The organism is Clostridium algidicarnis DSM 15099, from assembly GCF_002934235.1.
Classification (GTDB): domain Bacteria; phylum Bacillota; class Clostridia; order Clostridiales; family Clostridiaceae; genus Clostridium_L; species Clostridium_L algidicarnis.
Map to the genome: position 1 here is coordinate 20,016 of NZ_PTIS01000007.1, position 20,706 is coordinate 40,721.

Below are 20,706 nucleotides of genomic sequence, written 5' to 3' on the forward strand. Positions count from 1 at the left end.
GGTAATTTGCAGTTAACTGCTATACTATTTCTATATAGAATTAAATTTGAAGGGGGATTTTATGTTTAGAGAAATAGATAGAAAAAAGAAGTTGTTGGATAATAAAAGGCCTCTTCCACCGTACACCTTAAAAAGCATAAGGGAAAACTTGCTTTTAGAGTGGACATACAATTCTAATGCAATTGAAGGAAATACATTAACCATATTAGAAACTAAAGTGGTTTTAGAGGGAATAACTGTAGGGGGCAAAACTTTAAAAGAGCATTTAGAAGTTATAAATCATAGAGATGCAATTTTATATGTAGAAGAAATAGTTAAGAATCAAGAGCCACTTACAGAATGGCAAATGAAAAATATTCATAGACTTATATTAAAAGGAATTGATGATAATTATGCAGGAAATTATAGAGATCAACAAGTTATAATTTCAGGGGCAAAACATACTCCACCAGAGTCTTTTTTAATTAAAGAACAAATGGAAAATTTAATTAAATGGTATAATGATAGTATAGAAATGCATCCTGTAGAAAAGGCCGCTATGCTACATATAATTTTTGTTGGAATACATCCGTTTATTGATGGAAATGGGAGAACTTCAAGATTACTCTTGAATCTAGAACTTATGAAAAATGGCTATCCACCTATAATTATCAAAGCGGAAAATAGATTAAAATATTATAGTGCATTAGATAAGGCACATACTACGAATAATAGTAAAGATTTTATTAATTTAGTCATTGAAGAATTAGATAAAACCTTGGATATATATTTAAAATATATATAACAATTAGATGTGTATTTTATGAGTATAAAATTAAACTTTTTTAATGAAGCGCTCTATCTTCGGAATATTCGTAAAACATCTATTAAGGGAAGCCCTCAATGGCTTCCCTTAAAAATTATCATATTATCAACACTGTTATTAAACATAGCCTAAAAATAAAGCTAGACAATGATTTGAAATATTGTCTAGCTTTTACCTTTACTTTAATTACTTGTTTTAGAATTTTTAAAGTGTAATTCTCTCATTCCTTCTACTTCATCACAAATGGATTTTAAGTTACAACTGTGACAATCAAGGTTCATGTTACTTAACACATGATTTAATGTAAGTGTAATTTTATCCACTTTTTCTGCATTTGATGTAAGCTGCTTAAATATCGGCATGTCAGAAGTAATGAAAATAACTTTTACAGCTTTAACTAATGGGTTTTCTTTATATTTGTTAATAAAGGCATTACCTACATTTTCAAAGGAGATGCTGCTATTTATTGCGGTTTTCGCAATTCTAACTTGCTCTCGTTTGTCCATGGTAGAAGCTCTCATCATATAACCGTCTAAATTCATGTTATATTTAATGAATTCTAGTTCTTTAATTGCTTTATAAGCGGTATCATCATCCTCTAGATTATTTATTTGAAGGAAAGCTAATCTAGCAAAGGAAACATCACCGTTTATTTCACTTAAATCCTTACCGTATAGCAAAATTTCATCTTTTTGAATAAAACTTTCTAAGGTAGTTACACATTGAAAATTAACTGCAGGTTTATAGCTTCCACCTAGTTCAAACTGAGAATCCTTTTTTAAAATAAGTTCATTTAAAGAACCCATGGGCCAGGCATTGTCCTTTGATACTGCTAAGCTTGTAGGGGTATAGGGTGACAATAAATCAATGGTATTTTTTATAATGCTATCATAAAGTTCCATTATAAACTTGTATCCTTTTCCATACTGTCAAATCTTTTGCCTAGGTAAGAATACATTTTAGCTACAAGCTTCATATCAAGATTAAAGAAGTATACTATAAAAAGTAATACTAATAATGCAGCCGGTATAATTAAAAACAACCATAGTAAATTCATATTAACTCTCCTTTGCTAGACCTTTTTGACGTGCATACTCTGCTGCACCTAATGCTCCCATAAGTTGTGGGTCAGTTTTAAGGTCTATAACTTTAAGCTTTAAAACATGTTCAATAGCTTTCTTTAAACCAGCATTTTTAGCACATCCACCAGTTAGTGTTATGCTATCAGTAGCACCAGCCTTTTTTGCCATAACAAAGCAACGTTTTGCAACAGCTAACTGTATGCCAGCAGCAATTTCTTCCCTAGGTTTACCTTCACCAACTAATGTTATGACTTCACTTTCAGCAAAAACTGTGCATTGTGCAGTTATAGGAATAACATTTTTTGCAGATAGGGAAAGCTCGGAAAACTCTGAAAGGGTTACTTCAAAGGCATTTGCCATTCCTTCAAAAAAACGTCCCGTTCCAGCAGCACACTTATCATTCATAGCAAAGGTTTTAACAGTACCATCTGTGTCTATAGATATACCCTTAACGTCTTGACCACCAATATCAATAACAGCTTTAACAGTAGGGTTCGTAACGTGAACTCCCATTGCATGGCAGCTTATTTCTGAAATGTTTTCTTTAGCTTGTGGGACTCTGTTACGACCATAGCCTGTACCTATTAAATAACTTAGATCATCAAGGCTTGTAAGCTTTGCCTCATCTAATGCTTCTTTTAGACTTTGCTTTGCACTTTGCTCTGAATTCATTTTGCTTTTTGTAATACTATTACCTACAATTTCACCATTTTCATCAATAATAACTGACTTTGTATATGTAGAGCCTACATCGCATCCACCAAAATATCTTTTAATTTTAAACACTCCCTTTACCAAGTTTTTTCATCATCAAAATCAACTAAAGTTGCGTCAACAGGTTCTTCTCTAAAGACTGTTTGCATATACCTATTAACCTTGCTTCTCATTTCTTTTCTAGAAATTGTTCTAGGATCCATCAAGTCATGCTCGATCCAAATTAAGTGAATACCACGTTCTCTTGCTTGGTCTTCAAAAAGTCCTGTAAGACCTGCCATAGTTTTGCAAGAAATATGTGCAAACATTAAGACCATATCTGCATTGAATTCTTCGCAAACTCTCCAAAGTTCATCAAGAACGTTTGCATAACCACCATTAGTATGTCTTCTCATAGTCATTCTTTCATAGGTATGCGCTATATCTTTTAAGGATTCTTCTTTATCTTCAGTATTGAAGAACTTTGTAGATACTAAGCTTTCCATATCAATTAAGACATTTATACCCCAACAATTTTCAGCCCAAGTTGCAAAGTTACTATAATAATGAGCTGGAGGTGACCATACTATTGCACGATGTCGCATTACATTAGAACATTTTTCTTTGTTTTTATATGCTTTTAACATAAGTTTATTAACTTTTTCATCTACATCTAAAAATCTTTTATCCATACTTCCTGGAACAAGGAAGGCATACATTCTATAAAGGGCAAGGTTTGCACCTGTTATTTGTGGGTAGTTTGTTTTATTAATTTCCCACTTTTCAAGCTCATATTCAGCTTCCTTATTGTATTGCTTCATACATCTAAAATAGTTGTCCCAATCAAATGTCTCACCTGTATTATCTTCAATAAACTTAATACAATCTTTAAGATCTTGAACTGCATATTCTTCAACCTCTTTTTCAAGGTATCTAACAGGAAGTGATAGGTTAAAAGTTGGAAGTTTAAAGTACCTATCTTGAAAAGAGCTTGCCATAACTGAACCATCACAAGGCATACTACTTGTAACATAGCACTTACCCATAATAGGATACTCATCAACAATTGATACACCAGCCTCACAAGCAGGAAGGGGACATACATCTGCAGGTAAACCGTAGTTTTCAATAGCATCAAGATAAGGAATCATACTTTGTTGGTCAATAACTGAGCATTGAAAAACAGGGGCTAATTGGGATGGAATACCAAGTAAGTTTGGAAAGCCTGCCATAAGGTGCATAGGCATCATTTCATCAAATAAAACAACTTTATCTGAAAGATTATTTTCTCCGAATCTTTTATCTGCTTTAAACATATTTGCAATAATTACTGTGGTATTTTTAATTACTGTATTAAAGTGTAGATGATTAATACGTAAGGCTGTGCCACGTAATCCCATAGAGTGTCTATCAATAAATGCAGGTGTTGTAAGATAAGATGACATCCACCTATAATTAAAGATAGCTTTAGTAATTCTAACGGGAGCTCTAAAAATAAACCTAGTTAAATCCTTCCATGTTATAAGCCAACGCCAAAAATCATACATAGTATCTTTAACGCCACGCCATTCACGGCGTTTTAGATACATTTCCCCTGTGTATAAATCACCGATTTTAGTCATTGTATTTAGCCTCCTTTTGCTTTTGCAAAGCCTTTATTTCAAGACTTTCAACAAATGCTTGAATTCTTGTTCGAAGCTGTCCTGATGTTCTTGACATATATGGACGATCAAGGGATAAAACCGGATAGCCATATTCAGTAGTCATTACATGGCTTCCAAGAGCACGTTCATAACCCCAATAATCACAAAACTTAATTTGCTGATATATAATACCATCAGCCTTGAATTTAGTTGCATACTGATGGACCATCTCTCGTCTTTGATCAATTTTTTCTCTACTCATGTACCTTGGGCACTGACTTTGATCAAGATATTGTCTACAAATTGAGGTTAATATATCGTCTCCTTCTTTAAGAACAATTTCTTGTCTACCAGGGAAGGAGCCAAAGCAAAATCTATCAGCAACTATAAGCGCTCCAGAATCCTCTATAAGAGAGGTAAGACCCGGGTCATCGATTTCACTTCCAACTAGTACTACTCTTGCACGGAAATTTTTGGTTTCATTAGGTTCTCTTGTTTTAATTTCTAAAAGGGTTTCACGAAGCTTATCTATAATAAGATATTTTGGACAACAGTAGGTGATTAAATTAAGTATATGGAACTCATAACCTGTTATACGTGGATTTTCTTCTGTTCTAAATTCACCTATTTCAGTTATGATACGGCAAACTTCATTGTGAAGGCTAACAGCCTTTTTAAGTGATTCATCAGATATATCAACACCAAAGTTTTCACTTAGAGGATCTAACACCTTAATTTTAAGCTGTTTTACATAATGTGCAGTAGCCTTGTCGTCAACCTTATAGGGAACATCAATATGTGATATAAAAAAGTTCTTTTTATCAATAAGTTTTTGAACTTCAATATTTTCCATTGTACGATTCATTTGGGCACAGGCATCAACTCCTGCAATAGCATCAAGGAAGTTATAGCCACCCTCAATTGCACGTTCTAAAACAGCCCTGCAATATTCACAGGTGTAGTTTGACATATAGTAAGTTGCAATATCTAAAGAACCTGTTTTTGGTGCTCGCATACGTAAAGAAACACAATTATCAACATTTAAAAGTACCTCTGGCATATGAAAACAGGTATATCCAATTGCAAGCTTACCTTCGCTTGAAGCTTGTCTTACTAAATCGTTATTTGCCTCATCCAATAATCCTTCAAAATAATATAAATATTTTAAATCTTTCACTGTTAGTCTCCTTTATAAAATATTAAGTTTAGTTAGTGCCTTCTTTGCACCAAGAACTACATTAGAATCCTCTGGAAGATTAAAGACGCTTTTACCTTGAACATCAAAAGATGCAAGATTTTTATCATCCTCAATATATGAAAGTACAGGAATATCACCAGTATCAACGTATTGTTTTAAAGATAAATCAGAAATACGATTAACTATTATGCCAACCTCGTCATACATAACCAAATCATCAGCAACCTTTTTTATTGTTTGGACAACCTGGGTTCCTTTTTTACTTGGATCTGTAATTAAAATTAGGTGACTTACCTTTTCCATAACTCTGCGGTTAACTTGTTCAATGCCAGCCTCACCATCAATAACTACATAATCAAATTCTTCAGATAAAATACTTATAACTTCTTTTAAGTAGGAATTGATCTTGCAATAGCAACCAGTTGATTCAGGTCTACCTATTGCTAAAAATGCAAATCCGTCTTGTTCAACAATAGTGTCAAAGATCTTAAATCTAGCATCACCCAAAAGTTCAATTGCATCCTTGGTATTTCCATCTTCAACAGTTTCTATAATAGATTTTCGTATATCATCAATTGTGTGTTCAGGTTCTATACCTAAAGCAGTGGAAAGACCTACAGCAGGGTCTGCATCAATGGCTAATATACGTGAATTAGGATAAGCTGTAACTAGGTTTTTCACTATAGAAGCGGATATGGAAGTTTTGCCAACTCCACCTTTACCTGCTACAGCGATTATTTTAACTTTCTTCTCCATTAGTAATCCTCCTTAAATTTATTTAAAGTAGTGAAATATTTATATACGTATAGCTAAATTATAAGCTGCCCTAGTTGCTTCAAGTATTCGTCCTGCGCGAGAACTATCACCGATATTATATAATTCAGAAGCAACATTTTCTTTTTGTGCTTCAAAGTAAGCACCTTCATCAGCACGTCCACCCATAGCTAAAATAACAAGATCTGCATCAAGAGATACATCAGAAGTTTCATTACCTAGTTTCTTTAATAATGGGTTTGGAATATTTGTAGGCAAAAGTGGTGTCCAAGTGTTATATGGATTAGGAACAGTGCTTGAAATATTCTTATTAATATTAACTTTGTTTTCATCAAAGGATACAACCTTGGCACAGTTAATAAGTTCAACATTTGCCTTATTTAAATAATGAATTAAATGTCCACGGTTTGCAGTACAGACACCTTGCATAAAGTTATCTTGCATCTCTACAACCTTTACATCAAGTCCGTGCTCATATTTAAGCCAGTATGCAGTTTCACAGCCAACAACTCCACCACCAACTACAACAGCCCTTTTAGCATCACCCATAAGACTTGGATTAGATAATAGATCAGTTGCTTGAACAGTTTTGACCTTTTCTATGCCAGGAATCCTTGGAAAAATACTTTTTGTACCATAAGCAAAAATGACAGAATCATATTTTTTATCCTTTAACCACTTAGTCGTAACTTCAGTATTAAAGGTAACTTTAAAATTAGGCATTTCTTTAGCAGTATCAAGTTCATTTTTAAGATAATTTAGATAATTCTCAACGTCAAATTTTATCTTAGGCACACTACCAGGAGCTACCTTACCACCTATATCAGAACCTTTTTCAAAAAGTTCTACATTATGTCCACGTTTTGCTGCGGTTATTGCAAATAGAACACCAGTAGGACCTGCACCTACAACACAAATATTCTTAATCTTTTCTGCCTTAGCAGGTATACTTGGCATTACATCTTCAAAGCCTGTACGTGGATTCACTGCACATTGTGGATGACCACCTTCAACAAATTCATTAATACAACCTTCCTGACATCCAATGCAAGGAATAATTTCCTTAACGTTACCTGCATAGGCCTTGTTGCACCATTCAGGATCAGATAGTAATGGACGCGCAAGCATTACCATATCACAATCACCATTTTTAATAGCTGTTTCAGCAAGATCAGGATATCCAAGCTTTCCAACAGCTACAACAGGAACCTCTAACCCAGCATTAGATTTAATTTCCTTTGCCTTAAAATGTTCCTTAACAATACGTGAAATATCAAGGAAACAACCTGCAGGCATACCAGCTGGAGGGTGTGGAAGCCACCAATTATCATAACAACCAAGATCTACGTCAAACATATCTACACCGGCCTTAACCAAATTTTCCATATAGCCTAGGGTATCTGATATAGTTCTTCCGTTTTTAAATTTCTTTAAAGATTTTATATTATCCATGTTAGACCCATAAGTTTCATTAAGTGCAAGAGAAAGGTCAATACGGTACATGATAGGGTAATTATTACCAACCCTTTTTCTTATTTCATTTACAGCATCAATACCAAAACGCTGCCAGTCAGAATAAGGTCCCATTTTACGACGGTTAAATGCAGGATTTGTAAGTTGTTCTAAAAGATATCCTTCATGTCCATGAAGATAAACTCCATCAAGTCCGCATTCTTTAGCATCAGCAGCCGCTTGTCCACAGTTTTTAATGATTTTTTTAAGTTTTGAATCTGATAATCTTAAGCAAGGTATTTGAGGAACATAAAAGTTAGGATTAAAAGATGCTGATACAGGAAATTTCTTCTCATTTAATAAACAAGCAGGAGGGCCAACACGACCAAGTCCTGGGGTAATTTGAATAAAGATTTTACTTCCATAGGCATGAACACCTTGTGAAAGATCTCTCCAACCTGAAAATACTGTACGAGAGCGATCTATACGTGGAAACATAGTATTTTTACCCATCTCCGTTAAACTATTATCAATACCATGACTAACAGGAATTAATCCAGTAGTAAGTAGTCCTGTACCACCTTTTGCACGAGCAAAGAAGTATTGAAGCATTTTGTCATTTGGTCTACCTGTTTCTTCACACATATTTAAGTTACCCATAGGTCCCATTACAATACGGTTTTTTAGTGTAATATTATTTACTCTAATAGGAGAAAACAGTGAATTATAAGGATACATATCCTTAGTCATACGAGCAGTACCACCTGCTTTGTTTTCACAATCTTCTTGTACCCAGTTTCCATAACTATTAATTAGTTTTTCAATTTCCTTGTCCTTTTTCAACACATTCACTCCTTAATATTATTGTACCTTATTAGTTTTTATTGAAAGATTACAGCTTAAAGAAATGTAGGTGATTTGTGATTATTCTTTTACAATAGGGCTTTAATTCGTAAGACCCTTTGTTTTGGCACCAGTTATAAATAACACCACGAGAAATTAAAAGTAGCTCAGAGGAAATACTTTCAGCACTTTGAGACTTTGTTATAACTCCTAGCTCCTGGGCATCTTCAACTAATGACTGCAATCCGTGAGGCAGCCCACGGGAAGACTGTAAAAAGAAATCAGCGCCTTCTGTAATTTGTGATTTATAAACTTGAGTCATTAAATCGATACCATTGTAAATAGCATAATCCATTTGATAATCAATATATTCTAGTAATCTTTCAATAGGATCTTGGCTTTTTAATTTACCTATGATATTTTCTTTGAAAAAGTTATCACATTCTCCGTAACCTTCAATGATAAGACCTTGTTTACTTTTAAAGTGATGATAAAAAGCACCAGTAGAAACTCCGGCTTTTTTACATATTAAATCAATATTGAGTTCATCATAACTATACTTTTTGCTTAAATCTTTTGCTACTTTCATTATGTGCTCTTTTGTGATCTGCGCTTGCAGCTGTCTACTATTCAAAAATCCTCCTCCTATTAATATAAGTTTATAACTTAATAAAATTTGTTCACCAGATTAACTATGTAAATAATAAGTGGTTGTAAACGTTGTGACATGTGACATAGTTCATTCACCGAACTAACTATGTTAAATATATCATATTGATAAAAAAATAACAACAAACATTTAACACACTTTATGCTTATATACAATATTAGTTCAAAAAACTTTTACTATATTTAGAATTAAACAGTGAATAAATTATGAAGTTGTGACCATTAAAGAGGAAACCTTATAAAAATAGAATATTAGTTGATGATATATTGTAAGTTAAGTATAATTTAGAAAAGTGTATTTATTCATACAACATAGTTTTGATGTAAAGTTATAAGAATATAACCAAAAATAAATAAAGCACAAACCATATAAATAATATAATTATAAGAAGGGTGGAATTTTAATTGATTAAAGATTTAATATTAAAAAACAGAACTTATAGAAGATTTTATGAAGAAAAAAGCATTTCAAAAGAGGTTTTAATGGAGCTTATTGATCTAGCAAGAATATCATCTTCAGGTGGTAACCTCCAAAGCCTTAAATATGTACTATCAAATACAAAAGAGAAAAATAAATTAGTCTTTGACAATATAAAATGGGCGGGATATCTTAAAGAGTGGAACGGTCCAGAAAAAGGAGAAAGACCAGCAGCTTATATAATCATGGTTCAAGATAAAGATATTAGTAATAATTATTTTTGGGATCATGGTATAGCAGCTGAAAATATACTTTTAGGAGCAGTAGAAAAAGACCTTGGAGGTTGTATGTTTGGCTCAGTTAATAAGCTAGAGCTTTCTAAAGCTTTAAGTTTACCTTCAAATTATGAAATATTAATGGTAATTGCATTAGGTACCCCAAAGGAAAATGTAATCCTTGAAGATATAGATTTAAAGGGAGATATTAAATACTATAGAGATGGAGAAGGCAATCATTATGTGCCAAAAAGAAAGCTTCAAGATATAATTTTAGATATTTAGGAAACTAATAATATAGATTATAATTATTATGTTCTTCTTAATTAAGAACAATGCATAAAGAAAAGAGGAAAAATCATGTCAGAATGTATATTTTGTAATTACAATAAATCAGAAATAATAGCAGAAAACAAATACACCTTTGCTATATTAGATCACTTCCCAGTAAATGAAGGTCATTGTTTAATAATACCTAAGAGGCATTTTATGAACTTTTTTGAGGCAAGTGAAGAAGAGGTTAAAGCCATATATAGCTTACTCCATGAAGTAAAAGAGATCTTTGATATACAATATGAACCAGCAGGATATAATATAGGTATTAATGTAGGATATCATGCAGGACAAACTATAAACCATCTACATGTGCACTTGATTCCAAGATATGAAGGGGATGTTAGTAATCCAAGAGGGGGTATTAGGAACTTCAAAGAGGCTTTAGTGGAGTATGATGGTTAATTGAAATTAAAAGAAACCTTTAGCTAGAAGGTTTTATAAAGAACCATTAGAAAAACTATGAAGTTAAACAAAAAAATGGTTACATGAGTAACCATTTTAAATATACTGTGGGTATATTTTTATACTTTATAAGTACATTTTTAGCGATTACCTACTAACTTGTCCCATATCGATACTAATATGGTGATAAATATAATTATTAAAATTAAATTAATAATTACAGTTGTTCCATTTGGATTGTTAACCATTGTTGTATATATTTTGGTGGAAATAATTTTATAATTACCTACAAATATTCCAATTAATAAATTAATTAGAATAGATATTTTCTTGTTGGTTACTGAGTCTTTTCTGCTATTTTCCATCATTTTCTCCTTTCATTGATATTTTAAAATAATTTGGGTAGTTGCAAAGTGAAAACCGTTTCTACAACTACCCAATCTCAAAGAAAATGACTTAAACAACATAACGCTCAGTAAGTTATGTGGTGCTTACATTTGTAGATGTTGATATTTTGATTCTACAAAAATAAAATGTTTTCTGATAGTAAAATGACACCTCCAATCGTAAAGTTTGATCTTCTCATTCTTAATAATCAAATTAAATTCCCTTTGATAGTACTAGATCGCTTAGTATACCACAATTGAATATAGATGGAACACTAAGAAAATTAGTTTAAATCATACCCACAAAAACAGTATACCACATAATGGATAATATACCAATGATGTATTTAGTAACAAGGATGCTTATATAAAATAATTACATTTAGAATCAGTTAAGAAAGTAGAATCAGTTAAGAAAGTGCTAAAAGATATTATTATTTGTGTATGGAAATAGTAACGGAAAGTATTCAAGATAATATTAAAGGGTTTGCAGACATTGCATTTATATAAAAACGTATCATAGCTTTTGCTTTGATATAAGTGAACTACCACAACGTATAGAATTGGATATAGTCTTAATTTATAAGCCTTTAGCATTTTATAAATTCTTTAATATACTTTTATGATGCACTAATATTTTAAGAATTAGTAATGTAAAAATTAAGAATATATACATATTTTTTTGGGCAAAATATGCCTAATTGATGTATCAATATTAGTATAAGCTAGATTTAAAGGGTATATGTACACTTAAATCTAGCTTAAATTCATCTAAATACTAATTGCAATATTTAGATAAGTTAAACTGTATGATGCAAATGATTTGAAGGCTAATTCACAGAAAACATTTTCATGAATATACACTGAAAATTGAGACTATAGTGTAAATATATTTATTTTAAATTACTTCAAATAAGGTTATTAATGGAGATTTAAGACTGTAAATAGGTAACCATTTAGATTAAGACCATTAATATCATCAAACCTTGTTGTAGCAAAGTCTAGCTATGATAAGCTTTGTTTTTAAAAAGCTTATGATAGGAATAGAATATATGAATGCACAAATGTATACATGCAGGAGGTGGTTAAATGGACTTTGTAATAAATAAAATTATTGATATTGACAAGGATGCAGAAAATTATCGGAGAAATATTACGGAGCTAATAGAGGAAAAGCAAATGGAACTAGAAGACTCAATTAAAGCTATGAATAAAGATTGCGACGAAGAACTTAAAAGGATAAAAACAAGGATACTCTCTTCTAGTATTAGTGATGCTGAAAATAAGGCTAGAGACATAAAAATTGAAAAAGAAAAACAGTTAAGTGTTATTAAAGAAATATATGAAAATAACAAGGTTAAGATTACAGAAGAAATATTCAATGAAATAATACATTCCCTTTAGGAGTGATATGGATGGGAAATGCTGCTAAGTTTACTGCGGTAAATGCTAAAGTAAAAGCATTAAAAGGAAAGATGCTTAAAGAAGAAGACTTTTTAAAATTACTTCAAAGCAAGGATTTGAAAACTGCTTTAATGTACTTAAAAGAGAATACTAGGTATGGAGATTTGCTTCAAAACTATGATTTTAATAACATTCATAGAGGGTATTTAGAAATTATTTTAAATAAATATTATACAGAAGTATTTAATAAATTCATTAATTATTTTAATGGCGAATATAGAAAGCTTATCAAAAACTTGTTTTTAAAGTGGGAAATTGAAGACTTAAAAGTAATTATAAGAGGTAAATACATAGGTAGAGACAAAGATGTTATTGAAAGCAAACTTGTTGCTGAAAGTAGTTTAAATACTATTGATTATGAATATCTCTTATCTTCAAAATCAACAGATGAAGTAATAGACAGATTAAAGGGAAGTATATATTATGATGGAATAAAAAACTTAGCTAATGATGTTTCAGAAAAAGGGCTATTTAGAATTGAAACAGAACTTGATTTTGTGTATTTTTCCATTTTAAGAAAAGAGTTAAAACACTTAGATAAGCAAAACAAAGAAATCCTTAAGGTTATAATTGGATTAGAAGCTGATTTATCTAATTTAAGCTGGATATATAGAGGTAAAAAGTTTTATGATATAACGCCAGAAGAATTATTTAACTACACAATTTATGATGGTTATAAGCTATCCTCAGAGGATATTAAAAGCTTATGTTACACTAAAAATGTTGAAGATTTTCATGATGTAATAGAAAAAACACGTTATGCATGGATTTATGAAGCTGATAATTCAAATACTATCGAATTTAGAGAAAAGGAATTTCAAAAGAAATATTTTAGTAAATTTATAAGAGAAAATAGATCAGATTTTAGTGTGGTTATAAGTTATTTAATTTTATATAGGATAGAAATAAGGGAAATAATCTCTATATTAGAGCAAAAGAGGTATGACATGGATGATAATGATTCAAAAAAGTATATAAATATTAAACATTGATAACAGGGGGGTGAATTCATGTCCGTAGAAAAGATGTATATGGTAAATATGATTGGATCCTTTTTAGATTTCGAAAAGCTTACTAAAAATTTGGCATTAGAAGGATACATTCATCCAGTGAATGCTCTTCAAGAAATAGATTCTTCAGATTTTTCTCTAGAGACATCAGAAGATAATATAGAAGCTTTGATGGATGTAAGTTATATTAGACCTTATATCTATGATAGGGAGTTTAGCTTAAATTTAAAACATTTAGAAAAGCTAGAAGAACAAAGAGCACATTTTAATATACCTAAAGAAGATTTTATGGATGTAATTTATGATTATGAATTAATAGAAAAGGAAACTGAAGAACTTTATAGTGAGTTTGATGAATTACATAAAGAATATGAAGCCTTAAATGAAAGGGCTCAGTATCTAGAAAGTACTCACCAAGCTTTTGACTTTTTAAAAGATGCTTCTTTTAAGTTAGAGGATATGTCGCATATGAAAAACTTCAAGGTAGGATTATACAAAGTAAATAAAGAAAATATGAATAAAATAAGAGCTAATTATGAAAATATACCATCTGCAGTTACCACTGTTCATAAAGAGCAAGATTTTATCATATTTATATCCTTTACTCCAAAACTTTTAATTTCTGAGGCAGAAAGAATTTTTAAATCAGCTAATTGTGAAGAAATACTTTTACCCTATGAATATAAGGGTACTCCAAAGGAAATTATGCGTGGACTTATATTAGAAGAAGAAAGTAATAAATCTAAAATAGATTTATTAGAAAATAAAATCAAAGAATTCTTAATAAGTTCTTCCAAAAAGATAAGAACCTTAGAAAATAGCTATGAGTTAGAAAAAAAGTCTCTACAAATAAAGAAGAATGCTGCTCGTACTAATGAGTTCTTTTATTTATCGGGATGGGTTCCGTCTACTTATATGGCTGAACTTGAAAAATTATTAAGTTCCTTTGATGAAGGAATAATATTCATTAAAAAGACACCAAACGAAATAAATAATAAAGATATAATACCACCTACTAAATTAAAAAATAATCCCATAATTAAACCCTTTGAAAGTATAGTTCAAATGTATGGCATACCTACATATACAGAAATTGACCCAACTATGTTTCTTGCTATAACATACACTATAATGTTTGGTGCTATGTTTGGCGATGTAGGCCAAGGTGCAGTACTTTTACTTGGAGGACTCTTCTTAAAGTATAAGAAAGATAGGGGAAATCTTGGAGGTATTTTATCTAGAATAGGTTTAAGTTCTATAATATTTGGATTCTTATATGGAAGTGTATTTGGATCTGAAGAAGTAATTAATGCTTTATTAATTAGACCAATGGAAGATATAAATGATATTTTAATATGGGCAATTATATTTGGTTGTTGTTTTTTAATAATTGGATTTATATTAGGAATTATTAACAATGCTAAGAAAAAAGATATAGAACACGGTATATTTGGTAAAGATGGTGTAGCTGGTTTCTTGTTTTATATAGCTGTTTTAACTTTAATTGTAAGCAAAATATTTAAAAAAGAGCTATTACCTACTGGAGTATGGGTTGGATTTTTTGTTTTGTGTCTAATCTCAATTTTATTAAAACAACCATTAGCTCATTTGATAGAAGGGAAGAAACCTTTATTTGTTGATGGTCCTAAGGATTATTTCATAGAGGCAAGTTTTGAAGTTATAGAAACTTTACTTTCTATGTTTTCTAATACAATTTCTTTTATAAGGGTAGGAGCATTTGCTCTAAACCACGTAGGTCTTTTTGTTGCTTTTTCAGCTATGGCAAAGATGACTAAAAGTGGTGTAGCATCAGTATTTATATTAGTTTTAGGAAATATAATTATAATTGGCTTAGAGGGTCTTATAGTATTTATCCAAGGATTAAGACTTCAATATTATGAGCTATTTAGTAAGTACTATGAAGGTGCAGGAATTCCATTTGAACCAATAAAGGTAAAATTTAACTAAATCAAAAGATAAAACTAAAAATAATTTTAAGAGGTGTAATTATTATGATGATATTATTAACATTAACATTTTGCGTTGTTGTAGGAACTTTAACTTATGGAATTATCCAAAAGGGAAAAGATGAAATAAGCGGAAAAGAAAAAATGAGAAAAGCATTAAAGGTAAATTTAAGTATATTTGTACCAGTTGTAACTGCAGCTTTAGTTATGAATATACCAAGTATAGCTCACGCAGCTGAAGCTACTTCTGCTGGTGCATCAGGACTTGGATATTTGGCAGCTGGTCTTTCTACAGGACTTGCTACAATTGGAGCTGGATATGCTGTTGGTTCTGTTGGTTCTGCGGCACTTGGAGCTGTCTCTGAAGATCCTAAAATATTAGGTAAAACTCTTATATATGTTGGTCTTGGTGAGGGTATCGCTATATATGGTCTTATAATTTCTATAATGATACTTTCAAGATTGTAATTTAAGGAGATAATCATGAAAAGTTTTTTAATAAGTGACAATGTAGATACTATAGTTGGAATGAAAATGGCTGGTATAGATGGTATAGTACTAAATTCAAAACAAGAGATTTTAGATAAAATAACAGAACTAAAAAACGACAAAGAAATAGGAATTATTATAATAACTGAAAAGATAGGTCTTTTAATACAAGATGAGGTTAATAAGCTTAAGGTTTCAAAAGAAGGACCCTTGCTTGCAGAGATACCAGATAGACATGGGTCTATTAAGGGTAATGATGCAATAGTTAAGTATATAAAAGAATCTATTGGACTTAAGATATAGGAGGTTAAATACATGACCACCATTGAAGATAAAATAAGCTTGTTTTCAAAGATAATATATGAAAAATTAAATGAAGAAAAAGAAGAAAAGTTAAAAGCATTTAACGAAGAGGCAGAACTTAAAATAAATACTGAAAAAGAGAAAATTTCTCAAATCAAAAAGGTTTCTGAAAGAGAAATAATAAGAAAAGCTAACGTTAAAGCAAGTGAGATTATTGCAAAAGAAAATTTAAATAAACAAAGAGAGATGTTACGGCTAAAGGATGGTATTATAAAAACCACTATAGAAGAAATAAAAAATAAACTCTTAGACTTTGTAAATTCAAAAGAATATGAAGATTATCTTATGAGTACAGTAACAAAAAACTTAAGACTATTAAGTAAAGGTGAATATTATTTAATAGTTTTAGATAGAGATTTTAATAAATATGAATCTCAAATAAAGGCTACCTTGAAAGATTTCTTAGATAAGAAGATTGAAATTAAGGTATCTAAAGAGGACTTTATTGGAGGAATTATGATTAAAGATTTTGAAGGAAGATTTAACATAGATAATAGCATATCTGCAAAGCTCGAAGAGAGTAAAGAATTAATAGGTATTAAAGTTATGGAAATGCTTGATTAGGAGGTGAAATAATGGAAGGAAAAATTATTGGGGTAAATGGACCAGTAGTAAAAGCTGAAGGTATGAAAGGCTTTAAAATGAGAGAAATGGTTACTGTAGGTAATAAAAAGCTCATAGGAGAGGTCATTATACTAGAAGAAGATATTGCTACAATACAAGTTTATGAGGAAACCGGAGGACTTAAAATAGGTGAAGTTGTGGTTTCTACTGGAAGCCCTTTATCACTTAAGCTAGGACCTGGTATACTAGGGAACATATTTGACGGAATAGAAAGGCCCCTAGAAAAGATAAATTCTATGTCTGCTGGATTTATACCTGAAGGAATAGGTCTTATATCATTAGATGAAGAGAAGATATGGGATACAACTGTAATTGCTAAAATAGGAGATAACTTAATAGCCGGAGATATCTATGCAACTGTTCAAGAAACTCCTACTATACTTCATAAGTTAATGGTTCCACCAGAAATGTATGGAAAGGTAGTAGCTGTAAAAGAAAGTGGTAGTTATAATATAGAAACTGTCGTGGTTACATTAGAGAATGGAGAAAATGTTCATGAACTTAAATTATACCAACAGTGGCCAGTAAGAACGCCAAGACCTGTAAAAGAAAGAAAAACTATATTTAAACCATTAATAACAGGTCAACGTGTTATAGATATTTTTTTCCCTATAGCAAAGGGAGGAACCTGCGCTATACCTGGAGGATTTGGAACAGGTAAAACTATGACTCAACATCAATTAGCTAAATGGTCTGATGCAGATATAATAGTTTACATAGGTTGCGGTGAAAGAGGAAATGAGATGACAGAGGTTCTTGAAGATTTCCCTAAACTTATAGATCCTAGAACAGGTCTAGCACTGATGAATAGAACTGTGCTTATAGCTAATACGTCTAATATGCCAGTAGCAGCTAGAGAGGCTAGTATATATACAGGTATAACCTTAGCTGAATACTTTAGAGATATGGGCTATCACGTAGCTATAATGGCAGACTCAACTTCAAGATGGGCTGAGGCCTTAAGAGAAATATCTGGAAGACTGGAAGAAATGCCAGCAGAAGAAGGATATCCAGCATATTTACCTTCAAGACTTGCAGAGTTTTACGAAAGAGCAGGTTATGTTGAAACACTTAATGGCAATGAAGGATCTGTAACGGTAATTGGGGCCGTTTCACCAGCTGGTGGAGACTTTTCAGAGCCAGTTACTCAAAATACTAAAAGATTCGTTTCAGCATTTTTAGGTCTCGACAAAAAGCTAGCTTACGCAAGACATTATCCTGCTATTAACTGGCTATCAAGCTACAGTGGATATATTAATTTATTAAAAGATTGGTATCAGGAAAATATAGCTGAAGACATAATAGAACTTAGGGCTAAGATGCTAAAGATTCTTTATGAGGAGGATAAATTAAGTGAAATAGTAAAGCTTGTAGGTGAAGATGTATTACCAGATGATCAAAGGCTAGTAATGGAAGTGGCTAAATGCTTAAAAGTTGCTTTCTTACAACAAAATGCCTACCATGACCTTGATACCTATGTGCCTTTAGAAAAACAATATAAAATGCTAAAAGTAATTGAAAGTTTTTATGATGAGGGTAATAAGGCCGTTAAAATAGGTACACCTATATCAGTTATTATAGATAAAGATATAATGGAATCCTTATATAAAATGAAATACAATGTTCCAAACGATGATTTTTCTATTATAGATGATTTAGAAAGGAATATAAAAAGTTATTTTGATGAAATAATCAAGAAATATAAATAGGAGGAATTGAAGTGAAAAAAGAATATTTAGTTTTGGATAAGGTTCAAGGTCCTCTAATAATATTATCAAATGTAGAAGATGTAGCTTATGATGAAATAGTAGACATTATAGTAGATAATGATCATAAGAAAAAAGGCAAGGTAGTTCAAATATATGGAGATAAAGCAGTGATTCAAGTATTTGAACCAACTACAGGTATATCAGTTGACAATACATCAGTACATTTTAGAGGGGAGTCATTTAAAATTCCACTATCTAAAGATATCCTAGGGAGAGAGTTTAATGGCATAGGCGAACCAAGAGATAATGGTGGAGAAGTATATTCTTTAAATAAATATGATGTAAATGGAAGACCTATGAATCCTGTGGCAAGGGAATATCCTAGAGATTATATTCAAACAGGAATATCTTCAATAGACTGCCTAGCTACACTAATAAGAGGGCAAAAGCTTCCTATATTTTCTGGAAATGGTATGTCTCACAATGAATTAGCGGCTCAAATAGTAAGGCAGGCTAAAATATCAGGGGATAACGCAGATAACTTTTGTATAGTTTTTGGAGCTATGGGAATAAAGCATGATGATGCTAATTTCTTTAAAAAGAGCTTTGAAGAAGCTGGGGTTTTAGAGAAGGTAGTTATGTTCACAAACCTTGCAGATGACCCTATAGTAGAAAGAATTATAACACCAAGATGTGCATTAACTGCTGCTGAGTATTTAGCCTTTGAAGAGGGGATGCATGTACTTGTAATACTTACGGATATTACAAGTTACTGTGAAGCTCTTCGTGAACTATCTTCCTTAAGAGAAGAGGTTCCAAGTAGGAAGGGATACCCAGGATATCTATACTCTGATTTAGCATCACTATATGAAAGAGCAGGCATGATGAGAGGGGTAAAGGGTAGTATAACACAAATACCTATACTAACTATGCCTAACGATGATATAACTCATCCTGTACCTGATTTAACAGGATTCATTACTGAGGGTCAAATAGTTTTAAGTAGAGGTATACAACAAAGGGATATATATCCACCTGTAAACATACTACCTTCCCTCTCACGTCTCATGAAAGATGGTATTGGTGATGGATACACAAGAGAAGACCATGCAGATGTTTCTAACCAAGTATTTGCGGCTTATTCAAGGGTCCAGGACATAATTGCTTTAGCCCAAGTAATTGGTGAAGATGAATTATCAGATACAGATAAGATATACATGGAATTCGGTAGACTTTTTGAAGAAAAATTCTTAAAACAAGACTATGCTGAAAATAGAAGTATGGAAGAAACATTAGACTTAGCCTGGAGTATATTAGGTATAATTCCAAGAAACGAGCTTGATAGAGTATCTCCAGAAATGCTAAATAAATATTATAAAGCAGTGGTGAAGTAAGGTGGAAAATTTTGCTCCAACTAAATCTACATTAATATCAGCTAAGGCTTCTTTAGAATTTTCGAAAAAAGGCTTTGAATTGTTAGATAAAAAGAGAAATGTTTTAATAAGAGAAATAATGTCCTATGTTTCAAAGGCATATTCACTTCAAGAAGACATAAATTCAACCTTTGCAAAAGCTTACGAGGCATTAAGGGATGCAAATATAAACTCAGGTATACTAAATGTAGAGGATGTAGCTATGGCTATAGATGAATCTAAAGATTATGAGATAATATTTAAAAGTGTTATGGGAGTAGAAGTACCAAAGATAATATTTGAGAAAAAGAATATTACCACTAAATATGGATTTTATAGAAGTTCACCTTCTATAGATGAAGCTGTACAGGAATTTAATAAGGTAAAGTTTTTAACCTATGAGCTAGCAGAGGTAGAAAATGCAATATACAGACTGGCCATAGAAGTTAAAAAGACACAAAAAAGAGCCAATGCATTACAAAATATACAAATACCTAAATTTGGTGAGATAGTTAAGTTCGTTACAGAGGTTTTAGAAGAAAAAGAAAGAGAAGACTTTTTTAGACTAAAAGTTGTTAAGAAGAAACACAAAAAATAGAAATCATTAAAAATATCCCACTAAGATTTTAGTGGGATATTTTTTTTGTATTTAAAAAAGTTCTACTAAATTGTTTTACTAAACTGTATTGAAT

The 20,706-nt window shown here is 31.4% G+C and carries 20 protein-coding genes; 12 read left to right on the top strand and 8 right to left on the bottom strand.

Annotated features, from left to right (window positions below):
- The first annotated feature begins 61 nt into the window (after window positions 1-61).
- A complete protein-coding gene (locus BD821_RS06375) occupies window positions 62-784 on the top strand; it encodes a Fic family protein (protein WP_104409774.1) in 723 nt (240 codons plus the stop codon).
- Window positions 785-987: 203 nt separating this feature from the next.
- Here the strand turns inward: BD821_RS06375 and BD821_RS06380 are convergent, their stop codons facing one another.
- Genes BD821_RS06380 through BD821_RS06410 form a run of 8 tightly spaced genes read right to left on the bottom strand, consistent with a single transcriptional unit; the run spans window position 988 to window position 9,124 of the window.
- A complete protein-coding gene (locus BD821_RS06380; RefSeq protein WP_104409775.1) occupies window positions 988-1,707 on the bottom strand; it encodes a hypothetical protein in 720 nt (239 codons plus the stop codon).
- A complete protein-coding gene (locus BD821_RS13420) occupies window positions 1,707-1,862 on the bottom strand; it encodes a hypothetical protein (RefSeq protein WP_169994026.1) in 156 nt (51 codons plus the stop codon). The genes BD821_RS06380 and BD821_RS13420 overlap by 1 nt, the downstream gene beginning before the upstream one ends.
- A 1-nt stretch (window position 1,863) precedes the next feature.
- On the bottom strand, window positions 1,864-2,673 hold the full coding sequence (locus tag BD821_RS06385; RefSeq protein ID WP_341456782.1) for an acyl-CoA dehydratase activase: 810 nt from the start codon (window positions 2,671-2,673) through the stop codon (window positions 1,864-1,866).
- 5 nt (window positions 2,674-2,678) lie between these two features.
- Entirely contained in the window at window positions 2,679-4,202 is a 1,524-nt protein-coding gene (locus tag BD821_RS06390) for a 2-hydroxyacyl-CoA dehydratase family protein (protein WP_104409776.1), read from the bottom strand.
- Complete coding sequence (locus tag BD821_RS06395; RefSeq protein ID WP_104409777.1) at window positions 4,195-5,400, bottom strand: 2-hydroxyacyl-CoA dehydratase family protein; 1,206 nt, start codon at window positions 5,398-5,400, stop codon at window positions 4,195-4,197. Before BD821_RS06395 ends, BD821_RS06390 begins: the two co-directional genes overlap by 8 nt.
- Before the next feature lie 12 nt (window positions 5,401-5,412).
- Window positions 5,413-6,177 carry an ATP-binding protein gene (locus BD821_RS06400; protein WP_104409778.1) on the bottom strand — a complete coding sequence of 255 codons (765 nt, stop codon included), beginning with the start codon at window positions 6,175-6,177 and terminating at the stop codon, window positions 5,413-5,415.
- 39 nt (window positions 6,178-6,216) lie between these two features.
- Complete coding sequence (locus tag BD821_RS06405; RefSeq protein WP_104409779.1) at window positions 6,217-8,490, bottom strand: FAD-dependent oxidoreductase; 2,274 nt, start codon at window positions 8,488-8,490, stop codon at window positions 6,217-6,219.
- A gap of 49 nt (window positions 8,491-8,539) precedes the next feature.
- Window positions 8,540-9,124, bottom strand: a complete 585-nt coding sequence (locus tag BD821_RS06410) for a TetR/AcrR family transcriptional regulator (RefSeq protein ID WP_104409780.1) — start codon at window positions 9,122-9,124, stop codon at window positions 8,540-8,542.
- 440 nt (window positions 9,125-9,564) lie between these two features.
- On the opposite strand from BD821_RS06410, the gene BD821_RS06415 reads away from it, so the two are divergent.
- The 11 genes from BD821_RS06415 (at window position 9,565) to BD821_RS06470 (ending at window position 20,612) form a co-directional block, all read left to right on the top strand.
- The gene (locus BD821_RS06415; RefSeq protein WP_104409781.1) at window positions 9,565-10,137 is read left to right on the top strand and encodes a nitroreductase family protein; all 573 of its coding nucleotides are present in this window, start codon (window positions 9,565-9,567) and stop codon (window positions 10,135-10,137) included.
- Window positions 10,138-10,191: 54 nt separating this feature from the next.
- Window positions 10,192-10,590, top strand: a complete 399-nt coding sequence (locus BD821_RS06420) for an HIT family protein (protein ID WP_278286370.1) — start codon at window positions 10,192-10,194, stop codon at window positions 10,588-10,590.
- A gap of 1,475 nt (window positions 10,591-12,065) precedes the next feature.
- A complete protein-coding gene (locus BD821_RS06430) occupies window positions 12,066-12,380 on the top strand; it encodes a hypothetical protein (protein ID WP_104409784.1) in 315 nt (104 codons plus the stop codon).
- An 11-nt stretch (window positions 12,381-12,391) separates the two neighbouring features.
- Complete coding sequence (locus BD821_RS06435; RefSeq protein ID WP_104409785.1) at window positions 12,392-13,432, top strand: V-type ATPase subunit; 1,041 nt, start codon at window positions 12,392-12,394, stop codon at window positions 13,430-13,432.
- 18 nt (window positions 13,433-13,450) lie between these two features.
- On the top strand, window positions 13,451-15,418 hold the full coding sequence (locus BD821_RS06440; RefSeq protein WP_104409786.1) for a V-type ATP synthase subunit I: 1,968 nt from the start codon (window positions 13,451-13,453) through the stop codon (window positions 15,416-15,418).
- A 44-nt stretch (window positions 15,419-15,462) separates the two neighbouring features.
- Window positions 15,463-15,885: an ATP synthase subunit C gene (locus BD821_RS06445; RefSeq protein WP_029453093.1), complete on the top strand. Its 423-nt coding sequence runs from the start codon at window positions 15,463-15,465 to the stop codon at window positions 15,883-15,885.
- Window positions 15,886-15,900: 15 nt separating this feature from the next.
- Window positions 15,901-16,209 carry a V-type ATP synthase subunit F gene (locus tag BD821_RS06450; protein WP_029453092.1) on the top strand — a complete coding sequence of 103 codons (309 nt, stop codon included), beginning with the start codon at window positions 15,901-15,903 and terminating at the stop codon, window positions 16,207-16,209.
- Between the two features lie 12 nt (window positions 16,210-16,221).
- A complete protein-coding gene (locus BD821_RS06455; protein ID WP_104409787.1) occupies window positions 16,222-16,833 on the top strand; it encodes a V-type ATP synthase subunit E in 612 nt (203 codons plus the stop codon).
- An 11-nt stretch (window positions 16,834-16,844) separates the two neighbouring features.
- A complete protein-coding gene (locus BD821_RS06460; protein WP_029453090.1) occupies window positions 16,845-18,602 on the top strand; it encodes a V-type ATP synthase subunit A in 1,758 nt (585 codons plus the stop codon).
- A gap of 11 nt (window positions 18,603-18,613) precedes the next feature.
- Window positions 18,614-19,996, top strand: a complete 1,383-nt coding sequence (locus BD821_RS06465; RefSeq protein WP_029453089.1) for a V-type ATP synthase subunit B — start codon at window positions 18,614-18,616, stop codon at window positions 19,994-19,996.
- 1 nt (window position 19,997) lies between these two features.
- Window positions 19,998-20,612: a V-type ATP synthase subunit D gene (locus tag BD821_RS06470; protein WP_029453088.1), complete on the top strand. Its 615-nt coding sequence runs from the start codon at window positions 19,998-20,000 to the stop codon at window positions 20,610-20,612.
- The last annotated feature ends 94 nt before the right edge of the window (window positions 20,613-20,706 follow it).